The 20,327-nt window shown below is 67.6% G+C and carries 17 protein-coding genes and 1 pseudogene; 6 read left to right on the top strand and 12 right to left on the bottom strand.

Annotated elements, in window-relative coordinates; all coding sequences use genetic code 11:
* Positions 1-3 precede the first annotated feature (3 nt).
* Entirely contained in the window at positions 4-237 is a 234-nt protein-coding gene (locus ACFZBT_RS03075) for a putative ATP-grasp-modified RiPP (RefSeq protein WP_391097877.1), read from the bottom strand.
* A 739-nt stretch (positions 238-976) separates the two neighbouring features.
* Here ACFZBT_RS03075 and ACFZBT_RS03070 point away from each other — a divergent pair.
* Positions 977-2,239 (top strand): transcriptional regulator, encoded by a 1,263-nt coding sequence (locus ACFZBT_RS03070; RefSeq protein ID WP_391097818.1) that lies wholly within the window; start codon positions 977-979, stop codon positions 2,237-2,239.
* Between the two features lie 3 nt (positions 2,240-2,242).
* On the opposite strand, the pseudogene ACFZBT_RS03065 reads toward ACFZBT_RS03070, so the two are convergent.
* The 6 genes and pseudogenes from ACFZBT_RS03065 to ACFZBT_RS03040 all read right to left on the bottom strand — a co-directional run.
* Positions 2,243-2,890 (bottom strand): annotated as a pseudogene (locus ACFZBT_RS03065) (HAD family hydrolase); the annotation flags it as partial.
* A 44-nt stretch (positions 2,891-2,934) separates the two neighbouring features.
* A complete protein-coding gene (locus ACFZBT_RS03060; RefSeq protein ID WP_391097817.1) occupies positions 2,935-3,906 on the bottom strand; it encodes a hypothetical protein in 972 nt (323 codons plus the stop codon).
* 31 nt (positions 3,907-3,937) lie between these two features.
* Entirely contained in the window at positions 3,938-4,921 is a 984-nt protein-coding gene (locus ACFZBT_RS03055; RefSeq protein ID WP_391097816.1) for a hypothetical protein, read from the bottom strand.
* Positions 4,922-4,963: 42 nt separating this feature from the next.
* Positions 4,964-8,104: a DUF3427 domain-containing protein gene (locus ACFZBT_RS03050; protein WP_391097815.1), complete on the bottom strand. Its 3,141-nt coding sequence runs from the start codon at positions 8,102-8,104 to the stop codon at positions 4,964-4,966.
* 416 nt (positions 8,105-8,520) lie between these two features.
* Positions 8,521-9,537 carry an SEC-C metal-binding domain-containing protein gene (locus tag ACFZBT_RS03045; RefSeq protein WP_391097814.1) on the bottom strand — a complete coding sequence of 339 codons (1,017 nt, stop codon included), beginning with the start codon at positions 9,535-9,537 and terminating at the stop codon, positions 8,521-8,523.
* A 136-nt stretch (positions 9,538-9,673) separates the two neighbouring features.
* Positions 9,674-11,149 (bottom strand): beta-1,6-galactanase, encoded by a 1,476-nt coding sequence (locus ACFZBT_RS03040; protein WP_391097813.1) that lies wholly within the window; start codon positions 11,147-11,149, stop codon positions 9,674-9,676.
* Between the two features lie 245 nt (positions 11,150-11,394).
* Between ACFZBT_RS03040 and ACFZBT_RS03035 the strand changes: the two genes are divergently transcribed.
* The 3 genes from ACFZBT_RS03035 to ACFZBT_RS03025 all read left to right on the top strand — a co-directional run bounded on the left by ACFZBT_RS03035 (position 11,395) and on the right by ACFZBT_RS03025 (position 13,528).
* Positions 11,395-11,706 (top strand): DUF6412 domain-containing protein, encoded by a 312-nt coding sequence (locus ACFZBT_RS03035; protein WP_391097812.1) that lies wholly within the window; start codon positions 11,395-11,397, stop codon positions 11,704-11,706.
* Between the two features lie 106 nt (positions 11,707-11,812).
* Positions 11,813-12,526 (top strand): membrane protein insertase YidC, encoded by a 714-nt coding sequence (locus ACFZBT_RS03030; RefSeq protein WP_391097811.1) that lies wholly within the window; start codon positions 11,813-11,815, stop codon positions 12,524-12,526.
* A gap of 144 nt (positions 12,527-12,670) precedes the next feature.
* Positions 12,671-13,528: a fumarylacetoacetate hydrolase family protein gene (locus ACFZBT_RS03025; protein WP_391097810.1), complete on the top strand. Its 858-nt coding sequence runs from the start codon at positions 12,671-12,673 to the stop codon at positions 13,526-13,528.
* A gap of 82 nt (positions 13,529-13,610) precedes the next feature.
* Here ACFZBT_RS03025 and ACFZBT_RS03020 read toward each other — a convergent pair whose 3' ends face one another.
* The 5 genes from ACFZBT_RS03020 to ACFZBT_RS03000 all read right to left on the bottom strand — a co-directional run bounded on the left by ACFZBT_RS03020 (position 13,611) and on the right by ACFZBT_RS03000 (position 17,201).
* The gene (locus tag ACFZBT_RS03020) at positions 13,611-13,901 is read right to left on the bottom strand and encodes a hypothetical protein (protein WP_391097809.1); all 291 of its coding nucleotides are present in this window, start codon (positions 13,899-13,901) and stop codon (positions 13,611-13,613) included.
* 7 nt (positions 13,902-13,908) lie between these two features.
* Positions 13,909-14,373, bottom strand: a complete 465-nt coding sequence (locus ACFZBT_RS03015) for a hypothetical protein (protein WP_391097808.1) — start codon at positions 14,371-14,373, stop codon at positions 13,909-13,911.
* 247 nt (positions 14,374-14,620) lie between these two features.
* Positions 14,621-15,487 (bottom strand): TIGR03620 family F420-dependent LLM class oxidoreductase, encoded by an 867-nt coding sequence (locus ACFZBT_RS03010; RefSeq protein WP_391097807.1) that lies wholly within the window; start codon positions 15,485-15,487, stop codon positions 14,621-14,623.
* A gap of 86 nt (positions 15,488-15,573) precedes the next feature.
* Positions 15,574-16,101, bottom strand: a complete 528-nt coding sequence (locus ACFZBT_RS03005; protein ID WP_391097806.1) for a heme-degrading domain-containing protein — start codon at positions 16,099-16,101, stop codon at positions 15,574-15,576.
* Positions 16,098-17,201, bottom strand: coding sequence for a Gfo/Idh/MocA family oxidoreductase (locus ACFZBT_RS03000; RefSeq protein ID WP_391097805.1), 1,104 nt, complete (start codon positions 17,199-17,201; stop codon positions 16,098-16,100). The genes ACFZBT_RS03005 and ACFZBT_RS03000 overlap by 4 nt, the downstream gene beginning before the upstream one ends.
* Before the next feature lie 96 nt (positions 17,202-17,297).
* Here ACFZBT_RS03000 and ACFZBT_RS02995 point away from each other — a divergent pair, with 96 nt between their 5' ends.
* Both ACFZBT_RS02995 and ACFZBT_RS02990 read left to right on the top strand, forming a co-directional pair.
* Entirely contained in the window at positions 17,298-18,398 is a 1,101-nt protein-coding gene (locus ACFZBT_RS02995; protein ID WP_391097876.1) for an ROK family protein, read from the top strand.
* 153 nt (positions 18,399-18,551) lie between these two features.
* A complete protein-coding gene (locus ACFZBT_RS02990) occupies positions 18,552-20,228 on the top strand; it encodes a DUF4157 domain-containing protein (protein ID WP_391097804.1) in 1,677 nt (558 codons plus the stop codon).
* The last annotated feature ends 99 nt before the right edge of the window (positions 20,229-20,327 follow it).

Here is a 20,327-nt window from a genome sequence, read left to right as displayed (position 1 = left end):
CGATCAGTCCGACTCGTAGTCGGTCGTGTTGTCGTCCTGCGTCTGCGGCTGGGGATTCTGCCCGTCGCCACCTCCGGAGACAGACGCGGTACCGGTCGTCCTCGATGTGCCGTGCTTGCCCATCTCGACCACCTGGCCGACGGCATCCGTATACCGAGCCGTCTGGGAAGGTCCGTCCAGCACGACGGCCGTGTATGACGGCGGGTGTAGGGGCAGCCGGTCGGTCACCAGTCGCATGGCCCACGGGCGCTGAGCTGCCACAGTCGTCTTGAGTTCACCCACGTCGGGCGAACAGACCTCAGTCTCCACGGCCAGCCGAGCGGCCTGCGTCGACCAGGCTGACCAGTGAGCGCGCTGGACAAAGGTCACCCGCGTACTGCGGTGGAACCACCCAGTACGTACCCGGTGGTCGCTGTCGGTCAATGCGCGGCACTCCCAAGTAGGTGCCGTGACCAAGGCACGTCGCGGTGCTGCCCTGGGCCCACACGTCACCGGCATGCCCGTCGACCAGTGCGTAATACGTGCCACCCGCCACTCGGCGGTCGTAGATGATCGCGCCTCCCAGTAACTCGCCCAGAGCCGTAGCCACTCGGTCCTGATCATCGGACTGAACGGCAGCATGTACGACCTCGGACGCGATACGCACTGCCGCGAGTTGCTCGCCGAGAGGCAGAAGTGCGACGCCCTGTGAGGCCCACTCCGTCCGTACGCGCTCGGGCACCGGGTGGGTCCGAGCGAGCCACTCCGAGATCTTTCTGTCCAAGCCCTCGTGTGTGTACACAGCGTGCTCTCCTTGCTGTCCGTCGGTCGGTACGGCACACAGAGTCCACGACCGGCATCGACTATTCGAGGACTTCAAGAGGCCGCTGAAGGGACTTGAGAAGGGCCTGCATGACTTCCTGAGGGGGAGAGAGTGTCCTGTAGCGGACCTTCGTGGGAAGGTGGGGCCAGGTTGTCAGCAGGAGGAGGTGGCCCCGTGCCAAGGCCCACAGGCAACGTTCGACTCAAGGCGGCTCGGGTGGCCGCCGGCTTCAACTCACAGCAGGACCTGGCCGATGCCCTCACCGAGCACGCGAAGGGCATGGGCATCCGTGGCTTGTCCGTCGGAGTCCGCCAGGTCCGCCGCTGGGAGTCGGACAATCCACCATGGCCGCAACCGGACTGCCAGCGTGTACTCGTACATCTGCTTGGCCAGAGCATGGAGTCCCTCGGGTTCACGCCCCCGTGGGGTTCGCAGGGTTCAACACCCGACCCCGTCCGACGCACACTGGTCGCCGGTGGGGCGGCCGCGTGGGGCCTGACGATAGGGACAAGCAGGGCCACAGCCGTATCGCAACCCGCCACGGCCGGAGCGGACTTCGAGGCAGCCACCCGTTCTCACCGTCGGCTCTACTGGTCGGTCGCGCCGACCAAGCTGCACCCGGCTGTCCTGGCACACGCGACGCTCGGCTGCGCCCTCCTTCCGGAGACGTCGGACTCCACCCGGCGCACGGTCGCAGCCGCGCTGGCGGAGACCTACCTCCTCGCGGGCCGGATCGAGTTCTTCGACCTCTCAGAGCCGACCACCGCACATGAGACGCTCCTCTTCGCCCTGCAAGCCGCAGGCGAGGCCGACGATCCATTGCTCGGTGCGGCGATCATCGCGCACATGGCCTTTATCCCGGGTTGGGCGGGAGATCGAGAGGGAGCCCAGGAACGCATGATCGCGGCACGCACCTATGCGCGCCGCGCTCCTGCCTCCGCGGAATTCCTCGCGTGGCTGGACGCCGTCGAGGCCGAATGCGAGACCAGGTGCGGCAACACCCGCACAGCCCTGCACCTGATCGGCCACGCCGAGGACATCCTCGAGGACGGCAACGAACACCCCTCACCGCAATGGATGGACTGGTTCTCCCCAGCGCGGCTCGCGGCCTTCAAGGGCAATACCCAACTGCTCGCCGGCCACCTCCCGCAAGCCCGAGCGGCACTGCTCCGGGCGCTGGAAGCCATGACCCCAGGAGAAGAGAAGCAACGCACGGTCGTCTACGGCGACTTGGCAGCCGTCGAGGCCGCATCCGGCAACCCCGACGCAGCCTGCGAGTACGCGGGCAAGGCGCTCGATCAGTTGGCACTCACCTGGTACGCCACCGGCATGGACCGCGTGCGCGAAGTCCGCCGTGTGCTGACTCCTCACCAACACCAGAGCTGTGTCCGCGACCTCGACGACCGCCTCTACGACTGGTCTACGACTCTCAACTGAGGCGTTGAATGCGCGCACCCGCTCACTCAGTTCCAGCAGCCCTTCGACGCGGAAGGTCGGCAGCTCCCTGGCCTCGATGCTGTCCCACTGAATCGTCGCCCACGGCCCGCGATGCACAAGCGCTGTGTGCATGCCCGCCTGCATGGCAGGCCTGATGTCGTTGTCGCACCTATCACCGACATACAGAATCTCGCCGAGCTCAAAGGGCACCGCCTCGGCGACCCGCTTGAAGAACTCGGGGTCGGGCTTGCTGGCGCCCCAGTCGTCAGACGTACCGATCAGGTCGACGTCGTCGGAGAACAGCTCCCGTAGGATTCCCCCGGCCCGTACGGTCTGATTCCCAGCGATACCGAGCCAGAGTCCGTCGGCCCGGAGCTGCCCCAGAGCTGGCCGGACGTCCTCATACAGATCGTCTTCCCCGAAGCTCTCCGGCTGCCCGGCAGCGGCTCGCTTCTCCCGCTCTTCGTAGAGGTCGAAGCCGGGCCGGAACGCCTGGAACGTCTCCCGGTAGTCCCGGCCCTGGGCGATCACGCCCCCGAACATCGCATGGAACGTGTGCCGCGGTACGCCCAGCCAGTCGGCCCAAGTGCCGTACTCCCGGGTCTCGTCCACGAGGCACTCACCTACGTCGAAGACCACTGCGCGAATCATGTGGAAAGACTATCCAAGGACTGCCCTAGCCGAACGGGTCGGGCTCACTGGGAAGCGGATATCTCAGAGGTCGAAGGTATAGCGAAGTAAGGTTCAGGCCACTCGATGGAACCATCTGCGTCGGCTTGGGCCACGTGCTGCAGGAGCAGTGCTGTGGGGTTCCGTATATCACGGTCATCGTCGCCGACGAGTAGGGGCGCCGTGTTGGATATCGAGGGGTAGTCGATACTTAGCATCTTGCATATGTGCTCGAAATCTTCGTTCTTGTTTCCATCGCCGAGGTTTCCGTGGAGGTAGTCGCGGAGGCGCGAGCAGATATCGAGCATCGCATTTCCGCTGTCCGTCACTCTGTAGAGGCCCCCTTGCGGACTGTCGCTGGACAGGAATCCTATGATAAAGAGCCGTTCCGTTTCGAACTGGAGAGCGCTCAGGTTGAGGTCTAGAGCCTTCGCTATGTGCCGATGATTGCGATAGCCATGCTTCTTGATGTGCGACAGTATCCTGAGCGGGAGGCCGGGACGCCTTGAGGATGCGAAGCGGGTCACATCCGCGGGGGTAATGCCTCCTAGGGCTACTTGAAGGAGGAGGTCCTTGGTGATCTCCTCCTTCAAGAGGCTGTGGACGGTAGTGCGGGACTCTTCGTCGTCCGCGTCGAAGTCGGCCGGCACCCAGAAGACGCGCAGGCGGGACAGGCTCTCGGGCATGGTGTGGAGGTAGTCCTGTGTTACCTCGGCGAGGCGTGCACGGCTACGGCTCTGGTGTCGAGCGATGTACACCGCCGCGGCGATGTCCTGCTCGTGGAGAAGCGTTCTGAGGTCCTTGTCGATTCCGTCCCCGTCGTGCTTCCAGAGAGTTTGCCCTGCAACTACCTTTGACCAGTCCTTCTTTAAGTCGCAGGAGAAGTCAAAGCGCTTGCGCTGGCCTTCTGTATAGCCAAACAGTGTTGAGTTCGATGCGCTGTCCATGATCTGGAGGGCTGTGTCTGATAGAAATGAGTGTTCTGGTGACTCTGCCATGATTACTCCAAAGAGGTTTGCAGGGGTGCTGCTACTTGGCCGCGCATCTCGTGTAGCCATCTGCATCTGCGTAGACGAGATCGATTCCCTCTGCGTGAAGTAGATTCAGCAAGTCGTCCTGCGGCTTCTCAGGAAGTAGCGCGGTCAATTTTGGGTCGCGCGGCTTGATGTGCCTTACGAAGTCCTTGAGTTGGCCTACGGCCATGCGCACTTCGTCCCGACTGCTCGCGCCTCTGATCGCATACAGTTCATGCATGGTGGCGTCGTAAAGGTCAGTCTTGAGGGTCTTGGTCGTACCTGAGATCTTTATTTGGTACGCGAAGATTTCATGCTCACGCTTTGTCAGTTCTTCGAGATACTGCTCTCGCAGGACTGATTGGCGTAGATCAGCGATGAGGCTCGGTTGAGCAGCCCGTCTACTCTCCGACGCGCGCTTCTTCTTCGGCTCCGCCATTCGGTAGGCGACTACAGTGGCGGAAACCCTGTGGGCGTCGGTTTCCTTCGCGCGACTGATGACATCCTGATTAAGGCGCTCAGAGTCTCCCTTAGGGCGTAGGCGGAAGACGATGATGCGACGGCGCTCGCCGTCCTCGTCATGTGCCTCACGCACGGTGTATGGCAGCTCTGTATCCAGCTCAAATTCGCCTATGTACCGTTGTTGCTTTGCCGAAGATGCTGGATCGGGGACTTTCCCTGCTGCCATGAAGACGCGCAGCGACTTTCCGCTGTCTGCGTGACACAAGACAGCTGCGTTGCGGGAGCCGTTCAGCCCCAGAAACGTTTGCTCTCCGCGGGTGCCCTGGCCGGTGTACTCGAACACCGGCCCTCGTTCGTCCTCTTCCTCTAGCCAGCCGTCCTCGTAGCCGTACTTCTTGCCACTGTCATGATCTACGTAGATCAGGATGTTGGGGGTGGTGTCGGAGGGGATGATCCCTCCCTGCGTCCCTCCGCCGAACAGCTTCTTCATCGCTGCGCGTGTGGTCATCAGCCCGGGCTTGATCGAAGCTAAGTCCATGCTCTGACGTTAGCTGATCGCTCTGACATCGAACGTGGCCAACTAGCTTGCGTTGATGGCTGCGTATGACCAGACGTCGGCTGGCAGCTCATGCTCCAAGCGCCACGTGATCGCCATCGGCTTGCTGCCAGCGTGGTCTTCGTATGTGGCTGGCCCGAGAAGCATCCAGGGCTGAGACTTACCGATGTCGGTGTTCTTGTAGCGACGCATGAAGAGCAGGACATGGCTGCCCCGCGCGGCGTGATGCTGGTAGCGCTGTCCTGTTGGGGAGCTCTCGGCTGTGGAGTTCTGTGATTCCCAGTGGAAGAGCGTCGGGCTCAGCGCGTAGTCCCTGTACCGGACAGTGGGGGAGAAGTCCTTCTCGTTCTTCTCCAGGGTGATCAGAAGGGCGTCCGTCTGGAGCTCCTCGACCCACTGGACGCCCTGTGCGAAGGACCTGGGCATCTGGCCGCCGAAGCGTGCTACGCCGAGGGCGGCCAGAATCTCAGAGCGGTTGTAGGAGGAGTGAACCTTAAGTGGGAGCTGGCTGTGGCTCCCTGACAAGGGGATCGGGAAGTGGTCCGCTTGCTCGATGACGTAGGACAGGACCTGGCTGAGTTCGTCGCGAAGGACGGGTTGGTCGCGTAGTGCGTCGAAGCCTTGCTGGAAGCTGGTGAAACCGCCGGCGTTGTCCCACAGATTGAAGAAGAGCATCCGGGCGTACGCCTGGTCAGCGGAGTTCAGTTCGCCGTAGGGAAGTGCGTCGTCTGCGAGGAGGCGGAGATACGCGTTGGCGCGGTCGGGGTCGTCGACGTGTAGGAACGCATGGACCCGCTTGAGGAGAGCTGATTCGGCAGCAGGTGCCGCTGTTTTGATCAGCCCTGCCCTGCGGAGAACAGAGGTCCAGGAGTTGTCGTTCTTGTAGAGCTCCTTGATCTCTCGACGACTCTCGCGCAGGTAGTCGGCCATCAGCGGGGTGTCGTAAGCCTTGACCTCGCTCACCAAGGTCTTGACCGTAGCAGCCAGTTGCGTGCGGATGTTGTCTAGCACCAGCTTCTTCGCCTTGCCTTCCAGGATGATCTGGCATCCGGAGGGAAGGAGCGGAAAGTCGTGCTCGATGTGATCAACAAGCCGGTTCCGCGAGAGGTTTGTCAAGGCTCGGAACTGCTCTTCGAACCGGAACTCTGCCCGATGCTGTCCAATGAAGTCGAGGACAGTGAGCACAGGCTTCATCTCAGTGCGTCGGAGTCCGCGGCCTAGCTGCTGGAGAAAGACTGTGGCGCTGTTGGTGGGGCGCAGGAGGAGAAGCGTGTCGACATCGGGGATGTCTAGACCTTCGTTAAAGAGGTCAACGGAGAAGATAACCTGCAGCCTCCCCTCCCGCAGATCAGCGAGTGCCTGAGCTCGTACCGGGGCCGGTGAGTCGCTGGTGAGTGCCGTGGCTTGGAATCCGGCCTTCTGGAAGAACTCCGCCATGAAGCGGGCGTGCTTCTTGTCCACGCAGAAGCCCAGCGCACGCATGGCCCCAGGTTGGGAGATCTTGTCTCGGATCTGCTTGACGACGATGCGGGCCCGGGCCTCATTGCCCGTGTAGAGGTTGCCAAGGTCCTGGTCCGCGTACGCGCCACGCTGCCAATTGAGGTTCGTCAGGTCTGTGCCATCGGGGATACCGAAGTAGTGGAAGGGGGACAGCAGGTCGTTCTCGAGAGCTTCCCAGAGGCGCATCTCGGCTGCGATACGGCCCTCGAAGAACTCGTCCTGCACATTGATCCCGTCCATCCGCTCGGGGGTAGCGGTCAGGCCTAGCAGTTCCTTGGGCCTGAAGTGGTCGATGACTCGGCGATATGTAGTGGCTGTGGCGTGATGGAACTCGTCGATGACGATGATGTCGAAGTGGTCGGGAGTCAGCTCTTCGAGCCGCTGGACGTTGAGTGACTGGACGCTGGCAAAGACGTGGTCCCACGTCTGTGGGTCCTCACCCCCGTACAACAGCTCGCCGAATGAGGCGTCGTCCAGCACCTCCTGGTAGGTGCGCAAGGACTGCTTGAGGATTTCCTTGCGGTGTGCCACGAACAGCAGCTTGGGTCGGCGGTCACTGAAGCTCTGGGCCAGACTTCGGTAGTCCAGGGCTGCCATGACGGTCTTGCCAGTGCCGGTGGCTGCGACCAGCAGGTTGCGGTTGCGCCCTCGTAGCTCGCGTTCGACCCGGAGGCGCTCCAGCATGTCCTGCTGGTAAGGGAAGGGGCGTACCTCTAGCCCAGAGAGGTTGATCTTCAGGTCGGCGGTGGAGGCAGTGCCGCTTGCCTGGGCCAGTGCTTGGTCGAGGCGCTCGGTGTGCTGATCGGGGTCGTAGGTCTCGAACGCGGAGTCATTCCAGTAGGCGTCGAAGGTTGCCTCGAACTTGTTCAGCACGGCCGGTGTGGCGACGGAAGACAGGCGGACGTTCCACTCCAAGCCGTCGAGGAGTGCGGCCTTCGAGAGGTTGGAGCTGCCGACGTACGCCGTGTCGAAGCCCGTGTGCCGTCGGAACAGCCAGGCCTTGGCGTGCAGCCGAGTGGACCGGATCTCGTAGTTGACCTTGACGGTCGCACCGAAGTCGCGGACAAGGCGGTCGAGCGCGTGGCGGTCGGTCGCTCCGATGTACGTGGTCGTGATGACCCGGATCGGCACGCCTCGCTCTCTTGCGGCGCGCAGTGAATCTTCGAGGACACGGATGCCGTACCACTTGACGAACGCGCAGAGCAGGTCGATGCGGTCTGCGGTGGCCAGTTCCGCCCGCAGTTCGGCGCCGAGACTGAGGTCTTCGGGGGAGTTCGTGATCAGTGAAGTCTCGGACAGTGGCGTGAGGGGGCGAAGTGCGTAGACCCCTGGGGCCTCCTGCTGCGCGAGGGCGAGCAGTTGTCGAGGACCTTCGAGGATGGCGCTTGCGGTTTCGCTCGGATCGGGGGCGGTGGAAGCCAGCGACTCGAGGATGCGGTTCGCGACCGAGACTCGGTCTTCGGGGCGAAGCTGGCTCAGCCTTTGGCTGACGGCTGCACCGATGTGGCGAGCCAGTACATGGGGGGTGGACTCCGGAGTGACCTCTGCGTCGATGGCCTTCCAACCGGCGGCCTTGAACTGCTCCAGTTCGTCTTGGACATCGTCAGTGATCAGCTTCTCGTAGACACCCGCGATCGGCTTCGCCTGGCCCCCCGCTTCTGCCACGACTGCTCCCCCTTGATCCCTCGTTCCTTACGCGCACGATCACTCGTGACGGTAGGGATCAGTTCTAACAGCAACTACTGACACCTGGCGTGCCGAATGGTGAGGTCCGGTTGTTTCTGGGCCGCCCGCTTCTTGTCAGTGTCGTGCCTCCGCGCCCCGCCTCAAGGGCGCTCCACTCCGCTGCGCTGCGTTCCGCGTCGGCTGCGCCGATGGCCCTGCGGGCCACCCTTGACCCGGGCCGCTCCAGCACGGGAGAGAAGCGAGCGGGCGGCCCGGGGAGGCGGGGGCCAGGGTGGGGAGCGCCGCAGGGCGCTGCGCAGGCGTCCGGTGTGACGGGCGCGTCAGCGCTTCCGCGCACGCCGGGCTGGCTCAGCGGCGACCTGCCGGTGGTCTTGGTGTCCGTCGTCGGTCGGGACTCAGGCAGCCCTGCCGTGACACTCGCCGTACGTCTGCCCCGACCCGCACCAGCAAGCCGCCCCCTGCTGCGGCGGCCAAGCCACCGCCCGCCCTCGCGCCGCCAGCGTCGTCGCGTACTGGGGGAGCAGCGTCGCGTCGTCCGGGGACGACAGTTCCGAGGCCGCGAAGGCCTCGTAGGAGGGGACCGTGCCCGTGACGATGCCGAGGTTCGGGGTGCCGGAGGAGGCGAGTTCTCGGAGGGCGGACTCTATGGTCGCGAGGTGGGCCTCGTGGGTCGGGTACTCCGCCGTGAGCGACGGGTACGCCTCCAGGAGTTCCGTGAGTTCCGTCGCCGGCCAGTGGAGGATCGCCACCGGGAACGGGCGGGAGAGGGCCTCGCGGTACGCGCCGAGTTCTGCTCGGAGGCGGAGGATCTCGGCCTCCAGTTCCGCTGGGTTCTCCGAGCCCAGGGACCAGACGCGCTTGGGGTCGTGGAGTTCGTCCAGGGTGATCGGGAGGGAGTGGACCGTGTCCGCCAGGGCGTCCCACTCGTCGTGGGGCTTGCCCAGCATGCGGCGGACCCGGTGGCGGCCGAAGAGGAGGGGGTGGGTCGGCTGCGGGGGCTCCGCCACGTCCGTCAGGAGGTGGTGCACGGCCTCCGTGAACGTGTCGTGGGCCGCTTCCAGTTCGTCGTGGGACTCGAGGGATTCGGCCACGATGACCCAGGGGGCCGGGTCCCGGGGGGAGGCTGCCCGGACGCCCTCGATGATCGCCCTGGCCTCGGCCTCGTGGCCGTACTCCCAGAGGTTGGAGGCCTTGAGCGCCCGGACCAGGTGGGGGTTGTCCAGGTCGGCCGCGGAGGACAGCAGGCGGTCGTAGAGGGTGGACGCGGTGGGGCGGTCGCCGGAGAGTTCCAGGTGGGCCGCGGCCCGTAGCAGCAGGGCCTCGGCGTCCTCGGGATACAGGCCGGCGGTCCGCTCCAGGCGTGCCGCTTCGGCGGTGTGGTCGACGTTTTCGGCAGGCGTGTCGGGGCGCATGGGGGACACCGTACTGCCGGGAGGTGACGAGCGTGAGAGATGTGCAGGCCAGACACCTGTACCCGCGGATTCCCCGTGTTCGCCACCCGGGCTTTACGGATCGCCCCGAACCGCCGCCGTACCGTACGCAGCCGACCTACAGCGTGACGCCGTCCACTTGGAGCGTTTGGACTGATTTCGCTGCGAAGGGGACGCTTACGGATTTTCCGGTCAAGCGGATGTCCGAGCGGGGGGTGTAGAGGTCGCCGCCGCCCGTCGTCACCGTGTTCCAGCGGGGGACCAGGCCGCCTGAGCCGCCCGTCACCGTCGTGAAGCGGGAGAGGTCGAAGGTGAGGGTCTGGGCTGAGGCGGCCGTGTTCACCGCGACGATCACCAGGCGGCGGGATGTCGCGTCGTACGCCGCTACCGCGTAGCTGACGCCCGTGTCCAGGATCGTCATGCCGGGGCGGATGTGGCGGCTGAACTGGGCCAGTACGTAGTGCTTGGTCTGGACGGTGGTCGGCTGGAGGGTGTTCGCGTCGTAGGCGATCATCGCCCAGCCCGTTGACGGGTCCATGACCTGCCAGTAGCACCAGGCCGTGGGGTGCAGCCAGCGGAAGTCGTAGCAGAGGTTCGAGGCGAGGGTCAGGCCCGTGCCGTCGCTGTCGCCCGTCTCGGAGTTCCACAGCTTCTTGCGGGACGTCGTCACCACGTCCGTGTAGAGGAGGTCGCGGCGGCCGCCCGAGCCCTGGTAGCCGTGCACGTTGACCTGGGAGACCAGGGCCCTGGTGGCGGAGTTGAAGGACGACCACGTCGAGCGGGCCGTGTCGATGTTCGTTTCGTCCGAGGCCGCTATGCGGATGCCGCCGAGTCCTCGCTTGTCCAGCTCGCTGCGCATGTACGGGAGTACGGCCGCCTGGACGGCCGGGTCCATGTGGCAGCCCTCCTGGGTGCCGGTCGCGGTCCACCAGGTGGAGGCCGGCTCGTTGAAGGGGTCGACCGTCGCGAAGTTCACGCCCCAGTTGTTCCGGGCGTACAAGGCTGTCGCCGCCAAGTGGCTCGCGTGCTGGCGGTAGTTCCAGGTCTGGAGGTTGTTGCCGCCGCCCGCCGCGCCCGAGGGATTGTGGTTGGAGCACATCCACCACATCGGGGAGTTGGCGAACAGCTCGGTGATCGCGCCCCGTTGCGTCGCCTTCACCAGCATCGCGCGCTGGTTGGCGTCCGCCGACCACTTCCAGGCCGAGGAAGTGGGGTCCTCGTTGTTCCAGTCCTGCCAGAAGCCCTCGATCTGCTTGAAGCCCGGGATGTTCGGCGACTTCACCATCGTCTCGCCGCCGACGCTGTTCCAGCTGCACGCGCCGAGGTTGTAGCGGGCGATGTTGAGGCCCAGGCCGGGGAGGGAACGGCCGTTGTACGTCACCGACTTGGTGGTGAAGAAAAGGTCCGCGAAGTCGTCCCGGGCGCCGAAGACGTTGGCCCACCAGGCTAGGGAGGTGCCCCAGCCTTCCCAGGTGCCGTACGTGGTCGAGGGGGTGACGGCGATGGTGGCGTCCGCGTGTGCGGTGCCGGTCGCCAGGGCGCTGCCGAGGAACGTACCGCCTGCTGCGGACAGCAGGGTTCTGCGTCGTATCACGGCTCCTCCGTAGGGGAATTCAGCGGAATCCAGGGGGATTCGGGGCAGACGCCGGTCACCCCCCGGCCCGGCGTCGCGGATTGCCCCGTCGATGGCATCGAGAAGCATCGGGTGTGGCGGGTGGGTTGTCGAGAGTTACGGCGAACCTTTCTCAAACCCGTGTACGAAGTCTCGGACGCAGGCGAAGGAGTGATCCTGTATAACGAAGAGCAGGACATACACATGTACGAGAGGAGGGGCCGTCGATGATCCGCAGTTGGGTGAATCCGCGTCCCGCTCTCGTGCTTCTCTGCCTGATCCTGGAAGTGGCGCTGCTCGACACCGGCAGCCTCACCGCCACCGTCGCGCTCGCCGCGACCGCCGCGGCGTCGGCCGCACTCGCTGTCTGCGCCCTCGTCGCCTCGCGCTGCGCGCCCGCCGTGCCACGCACCCGTGTGCGTACGGCCATCCGCGACCGGGACCTCCGTACGGCCTTCCTGCCGCAACGCGACCCGGACGCCAAGGGACGCCCCCGGCCCCGGGCACCCGGACACGCCCTCCGGGCGACCTTCGCGTAGGGGCACATCACCTCGTTGACCCCGCGTGGGTCGTCATGCCGCCATGTCCAGCTTCCGGCTGCTTCCGGCAGCTTCCGGCACGACGAGACCCCCGGAGGGCTCACGCATGTCCGTCTTCGCCAACCTGGTCGAGCACCTCGCCGACCTGCTTCAGCCGTTGTTCGGCGCCTCCGCGGCCGCCGCCGCGATCGTCCTGTTCACCGCGCTCGTACGACTCCTCGTCCACCCCCTGTCCCGGGCCGCCGCGCGCGGCCAGAAGGCCCGGACCGCGCTCCAGCCGAAGATCGCCGAGCTGCGGAAGAAGCACGGGAAGAACCCCGAGAAGCTCCAGAAGGCCGTGCTGGAGCTGCACGCCGAGGAGAAGGTGTCGCCGCTGGCCGGCTGCCTGCCCGGGCTGCTCCAGGTGCCGGCGTTCTTCCTGCTCTACCACCTGTTCTCCAGCGAAACGATCGGCGGGCGGGCCAATGAACTGCTCGGCCATGAGCTGTTCGCCGCGCCGCTGGGAGAGCGGTGGACGGACGCGCTTGGCGGGGGCGGGCTGCTGAGCGGCGCGGGGCTCGTCTACGCCGGGCTGTTCGTGGTCGTCGGGTGCGTCGCCGTGTTCAGCTACCGGCTCAGCAAGCGCATGATGGCCGCCGCACCGGCCGCGCGGGTCGGTGGTGGGGAGCAGGTGCCGGGCGTGGGAGCCGTGACCAAGGTGATGCCGTTCATGTCCTTCTTCACGCTCGTCACCGTGGCGGTCGTGCCGCTGGCCGCCGCGCTGTACGTGGTGACCAGTACGACGTGGAGTGTCGTCGAGCGGGCCGTGCTGTACCGGTGACCGGGCGGCCGGGGTCCAGTACGTGAACCGGGTATTGCGGAGTGGACTCCCAGCTTGGAGGATCGACCAGTCCTCCGATGGCTGTTCCCGCCGCATCCGGGTCGCGCGCATCGGCGGGCGCCCGCGATCTAGGGAGACGTGATCATGAAGCTGCTGCGAGTCGGTACGGCGGGGGCGGAGCGGCCCGCGCTGCTCGACGCCGAGGGGACCCTGCGGGATCTGTCGGGTGTCGTCGCGGACGTCGACGGCGCGCTGCTCGCCGACGAGGCCGCGCTCGGCCGGGTGCGGGCCGCCGCGGACGCCGGTGAGCTGCCCGCGCTGGACGCCACCGGGCTGCGGATCGGGCCCCCGCTGGGCCGGATCGGCAAGATCGTCTGCATCGGGCTGAACTACCACGACCACGCGCGCGAGACGGGTGCCGAGCCGCCCGCCGAGCCGGTCGTCTTCATGAAGGCGCCGGACACGGTCGTCGGGCCGCACGACACGGTGCTCGTGCCGCGCGGGTCCGTGAAGACCGACTGGGAGGTCGAGCTGGCCGTCGTCATCGGGCGTACGGCCAGGTATCTGGGGTCCGCGGAGGAGGGGCTCGCGCATGTCGCCGGGTACGCGGTGGCGCATGACGTGTCCGAGCGGGAGTTCCAGATCGAGCGGGGCGGGACCTGGGACAAGGGGAAGAACTGCGAGACGTTCAATCCGCTCGGGCCGTGGCTGGTGACGTCGGACGAGGTGCCGGATCCGCAGAATCTGTCCCTCAAGCTGTGGGTCAACGGGGAGTTGAAGCAGGACGGGACGACGGCCGAGCAGATCTTCTCGGTGGGGGAGGTCGTGCGGTATCTCAGTCAGGTCATGACGCTGTACCCGGGCGACGTGATCAATACGGGGACGCCGGCGGGGGTCGCGATGGGAGAGCCGGAGCCGAAGCCGTTCCTCAGGGCCGGGGATGTCGTGGAGCTGGAGATCGAGGGGCTCGGGCGGCAGCGGCAGGAATTCAAGGACGCCTGAGGGTCGGAGGGTGCACGAGGGCCTTCACCTCAAGTGAGGTGAAGGCCCTCGTCTCTGGCGGTGACGTCCGAGGGCGGACCGCTCAGGAACGTCGCCGGTCCAACTCCTCGACCAGCGCCGAGGTAAAGATCGTGCCCGCCAGCCAGGCATCCTTGTCGGGCCCCTGCGCTGGAATGATCAGGCGCCGGCGCACCCACAACTCCGGCCGGCCGGGAAGCTCCACGGCTGCCTCCGCCCAGACGCCTTCCGCGTCCTCCGCGAACGACAGGCCGCTCAGAGCCGCGGAGTGCTCGGAAAGGGTGGCCCTCAGGCCCTCGACGACTTCCGCACGAAATTCTTCGAGGTACGCCTCATGCTCTTCGATCTTTGCCATACGTCCTCTAGCACCCGCAGTTGTAGCAGTACGCGGTGATGATGCCGACGGGCCGGTGGTCCTTCGATCGTGAGTCGACCCGTTCGGTGAACACGACCTTCATCGCGCTGGCGTTGGTATTGCGGAATGTGTGGCTGTGGAGGTTGCAAGCAATCTTACTTCCGGAAGTCTTGCACTTCCCACGGTCCAACGTCTTGTCGATGTCCTGCTTCATATTCGACCAGCTCGAGATCTGCCCGCTGTGACCCGACTCGATGTGTCGCTTCCCGAACCCATCGATGCTGGCCGCGTCCTTTTGCCCGACCCGGAGGGGCACGTCCTCCCCGTCAGGGCCGATGTGAGTGGAGTAGATCTGCCAGTCGATGGGGTTGGGATTGGACGCCGCCTGTGCGGGTGAGGCTGCGGCTCCGAACACACACAGCGCGATGACCGAGACCGCGGCTGATGCACGACGGCGAATGAGTGAACGCAATGCTCCCCCTGAATGCTTATTGGCTCTGTCGTCAAGGTCAGGTGACGCAGAAGGGTCAGGAGCAACGCTGTCTTTGGTTCGGCATGAGAGTCAACGAAGTTCATCACGTGTCCATGTAACCGGCACGTTCTCGGTGTGGTTGGTCGGCAGCGACCCAATTGCGGGTCAAGGCCCCACCAAGTCATGACGGTTGGCCGGTTCCTTCGGTGAACTCGTCCCAGCCCTCCACGCGAGGCCCGCGGTCGTCTTATGCCAGCAGGCCGGCCAGGTCGCGCCACGCCTTCCTCGGCAGGGCGTCCCTCGGGGAGTCGTCCACTACCTGGAGGGCGACGTGGTCCGCGCCCGCGTCGAAGAACGTGTCGATCCTGGCGCGGATCGCCGCGTCGTCGCCCCAGGCGAACAGCGCGTCGACCAGGCGGTCGCTGCCGCCGTCCTTCAGGTCGTCCTCGGTGAAGCCGTGCCGGAGGAAGTTGTTGGTGTAGTTCGCCAGCGGGAGGTAGATGCCGAGGAACTCGCGGGCCAGGGCGCGGGCGCGGGTCGGGTCCGTTTCCGGGACGACGCCGAGCTCAGGGGCCAGCAGCGGGGCTTCGCCCAGGATCTCGCGGGCGTGCGCGGTGTGTTCGGGTGTGACCAGGTACGGGATCGAGCCCGCCGCGCGGTCGCGGGCCAGCCGCAGCGACTTCGGGCCCAGGGCGGCCAGGAGGCGGCGGTCCGCGGGCACTCCGGAGGTGTCCAGGCCGTCGAGGTGGGCCACCAGGGCCGAGTAGGGGCGGGCGTACTGCTCCACCCGCTTGGCGTGGCTGACGCCGAGGCCGAGGAGGAAACGCCCGGGGTGGGCCGACTCCAGGTCCGCGAAGGCGGCGCCCGCGGCGTCCGGCTCGTGCTGCCAGATGCTCTGGATGCTGGTGCCGACGGTGAGCGTCGAGGTCGCCTCGATCAGCGGGGCGGCGTTGGCGGCGGAGGAGTTGCCGCCCAGCCAGACGGCGCCGTAGCCCAGTTCCTCCAGCTCGGCGGCGGCCTCGGCGAGTTCGCCGCGCCGGTCCGGGTCCTCCGAGCGCAGGCCTACGCTCCAGATGCCGTACCGGCCGACGGTCTCCTTCAGGGCAGTGGTCATCGGTTGCGATCCCTCCGGGTGGGCGCCGTGTCTGATCACGCGTACGGCGGTGCCAACCAGAGGGACCTCCCGCTCATTCCGGCCCGTCAGCGGTCCTTGCTCAGGAACTCCTCCAGCGCCTCCACCACGAAACGGTGGTCCTGGAGCTGCGGCAGCCCGGACACCGTCACCGCGCCGATCACGCCCACGCCCTCGACGGTGATCGGGAAGGAGCCGCCGTGTGCCGCGTAGGTGTCGGGGTCGAGGCGCGAGGACTCCTCGAACGTCGTGCCCTTGGCGCGGAAACGGGCGCCCACCAGGTAGGAGGCGGAGCCGTAGCGCTCCACGACCCGGCGCTTGCGGGCGATCCAGGCGTCGTTGTCCGGGGTGGAGCCGGGCAGCGCCGCGTGGAAGAGCTGCTGGCCGGCGCGGTGGATGTCGATGGCGAGCGGGGCCTGCCGCTCCCGGGCCAGTTCGACGAGGAGCGAGCCGAGTGCCCAGGCGTCGTCGTGACTGAACTGGCGGAAGACCAGGCGGCGTTCCTGTGTCTCCAGTTCCTCCAGGCTCGGGGTGAGTTCCGGCTGGAACTTGGGGCCGAGTTCCTGGTGGTGTGAGGGGTTGCTCTTGTGTGTCACAGGGTCACCGTCACCTTCTCGCGGGCCGAACGGCGGGCGGCCTCCAGTACGTCCAGGGCGGCGGCCGCCTCCAGGGCGGTCACCGGGTTGGGACCGCCCTCCAGCAGGGCCTTCGCCACGGCCGCATAGTAAGCGGGGTAGTCGCCGGGGAGGGTGGGTTCGGGGCGGCCGCCGCCCGTTGCGGGGGACTCGCCGGCGCCGACGCGGCCCCACTCCGACTCGGGCTCGGCGCCCCAGCCGGGCCCGGGGCGCAGGCCGTCGCGGAGTGCCGCCTCCTGGGGATCCAGGCCGTACTTGACGTAGCCGGCGGTGGAGCCGAGGACGCGGAAGCGGGGGCCGAGCTGGGCGGTCGTCGCGGAGACGTAGAGGTGGGAGCGGACGCCGTTGGTGTGCGTGAGCGCGATGAACGTGTCGTCGTCCGTCTCGGCGCCCGCCCTGCGGATGTCCGACTCCGCGTAGACGGAGGCCGCCGGGCCGAAGAGGGCCAGGGCCTGGTCGACGACGTGGCTGCCGAGGTCGTAGAGCAGACCTCCGATCTCTGCGGGGTCGCCGGACTCACGCCAGCCGCCCTTCAGTTGCGGGCGCCACCGCTCGAAGCGGGATTCAAAGCGCCAGACGTCGCCCAGCGCGCCCTCGCTCAGCAGCTTGCGCAGGGTGAGGAAGTCGTTGTCCCAGCGGCGGTTCTGGAAGACGGAGAGGAGCAGGCCGCGTTCCTCGGCGAGGGCGGCCAGCTCGCGGGCCTCGGCGGCCGTGCCCGCGACGGGCTTGTCGACCACGACCGGCAGACCGGCCTTGAGAGCGGCGGTGGCGAGCGGCACATGCGTCTTGTTCGGGGACGCGATGACGATCAGGTCCAGCTCGGCGGCCCGGTCGAACAGCTCGTCCGGGGTGGCGGCGAAGCGCACGTCCGGGAACTCGGCACGGGCCTGCTGCTGCCGTTCCGGGTTCGAGGTGACGACCGTGTCGAGGGTGAGGCCCTCGGTGGCGGCGATCAGCGGGGCGTGGAAGACGGAGCCGGCGAGGCCGTAGCCGACGAGGCCGACGCGGAGGGGCGAGCCGGGCGCTGTGCCGGGGCCCGTGCCGAGGGGAGTGCCAGTCATGGCACCCACTTTCGCAACGCTGTTGCCAAAGTGCAAGCGCCGGGGACAATGGGGGGCGTGAACAGGGCGGACGACCGTACGGGCGGGATGGGCGGCATGCGTGGCACCGGAGGTGGGGTGAATCTGCCCGCTCTGCGCAGTCACAACGCCGCGCTCGTGCTCGACCTGCTGCGGAGGGCCGGAGCCGAGGGCATCAGCAGGCTCGAACTCGCCGAGCGGACCGGGCTCACCCCGCAGGCGGTCAGCAAGATCACGGCCCGGCTGCGGGAGGACGGCCTCGCGGCGGAGGCCGGACGACGGGCCTCCACGGGGGGCAAGCCGCGGACCGTGCTGCGGCTGGTGCCCGAGGCGGGGCACGCGGTCGGGGTCCATCTGGACCGGGACGAGGTCCGGGCCGTGCTGGTGGATCTGCGGGGAACCGTGGTGGGGGAGCGGCGGGCGCCGCTGGACCTCGGGGCCGGGGCACCGGCCGTGCTGACGGCGGTGACGGAAGCGGTGCGGGAGACGGTGGCCGGGGTGCTGCCGACCGGCCTCGACGAGGCGCTGCTGGGGGCCGGCGTCGCGCTGCCCGGGCCGCTGGACCATGGCCGGGGGGTGCTGCACCGGGTGACCGGATTTCCGGAGTGGGACGGCTTTCCGCTGCGTGAGGCGCTGGCGGAGCGGCTCGGGGTGCCGGTGGTGGTCGACAAGGACACCAACGCGGCGGCGCTGGGCCTTGCCGCCGGGGGCGAGGGCGGCTCCTTCGCGTATCTGCACCTCGGTACGGGCCTGGGCGCCGGTCTGGTGATCGGCGGGACCGTGCACCGAGGGGCCAGGACCGGGGCCGGGGAGTTCGGCCACCAGGTGATCCAGCTCGACGGCCCGCCCTGCACCTGCGGCGACCGCGGCTGCGTCGAGGCGCTGTGCCTCGGTGCGGTGGCGCGCGGCGACACAGGGGAGGCGGCCCGGGTCCTGGGCGCCGGGGCGGCGAACCTGGTGGGCCTGCTCGACATCGACGTCGTCCTGCTGGGCGGCCGCACGGTGGCCGCGGCTCCGGAGGCGTTCGTGCGGGGGGTCGGGACGGTGCTGGAGGCCTGGGCCCGGCGGACGGGCCAGGGGGCCGTGCCGGTGCGGGTCGCCCCCGGGGGCGGGCGAGTCGTGGCGGCGGGGGCGGCTCAGCTGGTGCTGGGGCCGGTGTTCGGGCGTGGGGGTGGGTGAGGGGAGCGGGGCGGAGGTCCTTCCGGGCCCCGGGGCTTGCCCCCAGGTGTGCGCGTACGGGCATGTTCATCCTGCGGTGGTTTCGGTAGACGTGGAGCGGCAGATCGGTCGAACGGTCGATCGGCTGTCCGGTTCCGGGGAGAAGGAGAAGACATGCGGGCTGTCCACCAAGGGCATGCCGGTGCGGTCGGCCGGTCAGCGGGCGGATCCTCCGTCAGGCCACCGGCGTCACCGCTGAGCGCGGCCTGGATCCGGCATGTGCAGCGCGTGGCCGCGGCGGGCCACGACACCCATGAGGCGGCACCCGGGGCCGAGCACGCCCAGGTGCAGCGGGCCGCCCTCGACCGGGCCCTCGGTTCCCCGGCCAGGCCCATGGAGCCGGGCCTGCGCTCCGAGATGGAGCAGCGCTTCGGCGGTACGGACTTCAGCGGCGTCCTCGTGCACGACGGGCCCGCGGCACGCGAGTCGGCGGCGGTCCTGGAGGCCAAGGCGTTCACCAGCGGCCGTCATGTCGTCGACGGCGGCGGGATGACCAAGAAGGACTGGGCGCACGAACTGGCCCACTTCGAGGACCAGCAGACGGGGCCCGTACCGGGCACGGACAACGGGGCGGGCGTCAGCATGTCCGCCCCGGGCGACGCGGGCGAACGCCACGCGGAGACGAAGGCGGACCGGGTGATGAGCGGGCCTGCGCCCGTGCAGCGCACCGCCACCGCCCCGAAGGCCGCGGCCGCCGGCTGCGCGGGCGGGGACGGCTGCGGCGACGGGGCCACGGCGGTCCAGCGCCTGCACGTCATCAAGGCCGGCTCCACTGATTACCCCAAGAAGCAGCCCGACTCCGACGACTTCTTCGTGGGCCAGGACACCAACGAGCAGGGCAGCTGGTACGACGAGCGTTCCCGTTACGCGCCGCCCAAGCCCCACCTCGTCTACGCGGGCGAGGTGGACCTCGCCGTGTCCGACAATTTCGACCTGGCCGTGGAACACGCCGGCGACGGCAAGGAACCGAAGAACTTCTTCGCCACCGACAAGCAGCTCAGCGCGTCCATCAAGAACCTTCCCGGCGCGGGCCAGAAACGCGGGCTCTCGCTGTCGAAGACCGGCAGGACCCTGACCATCGAGGGATCGGGCCGCAAGGTCGTCCTCTACGAGGTGGAGCCCAAGTACCGCAAGGAGAAGGGCGGCGAGAAGACCAAGGGCCTCGACGTGCTCACCCCGCAGCGCTGCAACGAAATGCTCGGCTTCGTGACCGGGAAGCCGGCCATGTACCGCGAGGCCGACAACCGCTACTGGGAGACGATCGAGAAGTTCCTCGTGCGCATGGAGCCCGGCGGCGGCTGGCAGGGGAAGTTCCAGGAGGCCATCGACGGCGGCGACCCGGCCGGATACGACCAGATCACCTTCGGCATGAGCGGCCGCTTCCAGCAGCTGGTCCGGGAGTCCCCCGAGAACGCCGAACGGGTGCTGCAGGACCTGGAGGCCAACCAGCACGCCGCCATTCCCAGGGTCGGCGACGGCATGGTGACCATGGCACGGCCGGACGCCGAGCAGCACGAGACGCGCAAGGAGGCCCGGCGCGAAGGCTCCGACAACCACATGGACTACCACTACGGCGGTGTGGTCGCCGCGAGCGGCAGCGACTACATCACCATGGAGAACTACGCGCGCGAACAGCACGACGACAGCATGCCGACCCTCGACCGCAACGATCCGCTCTGGTACTTCCGGATGTACGGCAAGGAGGCCGGCCGGACCTGGCACGAGGGCTGGACCGGCTCCGCCGACAACGGGTTCCTGGGCGCCACGCTCACGCTGACCCTGCGCCGCTGAACGGGAACGCGGATGCCGCCGGCGCGGAAACCACCCGACCCCAAGGTCGTCGAGCATCTCCGGCACGCCCAGCGGTGCGCCGGCAACGCGGCCGTCGTC

The organism is Streptomyces sp. NPDC008137 (assembly GCF_042957035.1).
Lineage (GTDB): Bacteria > Actinomycetota > Actinomycetes > Streptomycetales > Streptomycetaceae > Streptomyces.
The sequence above is the reverse complement of the archived record's forward strand: the minus strand, read 5'-3'. Positions and strand labels throughout refer to the sequence as shown.

Excerpts from the sequence above, each read along its gene's own strand:
- ACFZBT_RS03075 (WP_391097877.1), bottom strand. The coding sequence starts at position 237 with ATGCGACTGGTGACCGACCGGCTGCCCCTACACCCGCCGTCATACACG.
- ACFZBT_RS03060 (WP_391097817.1), bottom strand. The coding sequence starts at position 3,906 with ATGGCAGAGTCACCAGAACACTCATTTCTATCAGACACAGCCCTCCAG.
- ACFZBT_RS03055 (WP_391097816.1), bottom strand. The coding sequence starts at position 4,921 with ATGGACTTAGCTTCGATCAAGCCCGGGCTGATGACCACACGCGCAGCG.
- ACFZBT_RS03045 (WP_391097814.1), bottom strand. The coding sequence starts at position 9,537 with ATGCGCCCCGACACGCCTGCCGAAAACGTCGACCACACCGCCGAAGCG.
- ACFZBT_RS03035 (WP_391097812.1), top strand. The coding sequence starts at position 11,395 with ATGATCCGCAGTTGGGTGAATCCGCGTCCCGCTCTCGTGCTTCTCTGC.
- ACFZBT_RS03030 (WP_391097811.1), top strand. The coding sequence starts at position 11,813 with ATGTCCGTCTTCGCCAACCTGGTCGAGCACCTCGCCGACCTGCTTCAG.
- ACFZBT_RS03025 (WP_391097810.1), top strand. The coding sequence starts at position 12,671 with ATGAAGCTGCTGCGAGTCGGTACGGCGGGGGCGGAGCGGCCCGCGCTG.
- ACFZBT_RS03020 (WP_391097809.1), bottom strand. The coding sequence starts at position 13,901 with ATGGCAAAGATCGAAGAGCATGAGGCGTACCTCGAAGAATTTCGTGCG.
- ACFZBT_RS03010 (WP_391097807.1), bottom strand. The coding sequence starts at position 15,487 with ATGACCACTGCCCTGAAGGAGACCGTCGGCCGGTACGGCATCTGGAGC.
- ACFZBT_RS03000 (WP_391097805.1), bottom strand. The coding sequence starts at position 17,201 with ATGACTGGCACTCCCCTCGGCACGGGCCCCGGCACAGCGCCCGGCTCG.
- ACFZBT_RS02995 (WP_391097876.1), top strand. The coding sequence starts at position 17,298 with ATGCGTGGCACCGGAGGTGGGGTGAATCTGCCCGCTCTGCGCAGTCAC.
- ACFZBT_RS02990 (WP_391097804.1), top strand. The coding sequence starts at position 18,552 with ATGCGGGCTGTCCACCAAGGGCATGCCGGTGCGGTCGGCCGGTCAGCG.